The sequence below is a fragment of the Terrabacter sp. 2RAF25 genome (assembly GCF_052115265.1).
GTDB lineage: Bacteria > Actinomycetota > Actinomycetes > Actinomycetales > Dermatophilaceae > Terrabacter.
The window spans coordinates 1-412 of record NZ_JBFRGJ010000063.1 but is presented as its reverse complement, the minus strand read 5'-3'; the positions used below and the strand labels follow the sequence as shown (position 1 = coordinate 412).

General features: G+C 62.9%; 1 protein-coding gene. It reads left to right on the top strand.

Going from position 1 to position 412, the window contains the following annotated elements:
• Window positions 1-107 precede the first annotated feature (107 nt).
• The coding region (locus tag AB4091_RS21955) for a hypothetical protein (RefSeq protein ID WP_442295051.1) at window positions 108-412 on the top strand (305 nt) is incomplete at its 3' end.

The following is a 412-nucleotide window of genomic DNA, read 5'->3' as shown; positions in this document are numbered from 1 at the left end:
GTCCCCCAAGACTCCAACGACGAACCCGCCGAAACCCTCCTCGCCCGCATCCGCGAAGCCAGAGCCGCCGCGCCGAAATCGCGACGCGGACGAAAGTGAGTAAACAGATGGCCACGACGTTCAGCGAAGCCCTCACGCCTCTTGCTCGTCGCATGCCCCAGGCCGTGCGCGATGTTGAAATCCTCCGTGTAGCTGCGCAATTGGACGGCGATGATTTCGTAAAGTCAGCCAAGAAAGCGAGGGATGCCGCGCTCACATGGGCAAAACGGCGTGCAGGCGGCAACCTCCCGAAGGAGGCATGGGACCACCTGGATTTCGAATTGTTGGCAGGCGGGCGCAACAGCGCTGGCGTGCGGTTCAAGACCGAAACTGCCGACCTTTGGGGCATTCGGGCAGAGGACCCCAGGACCCC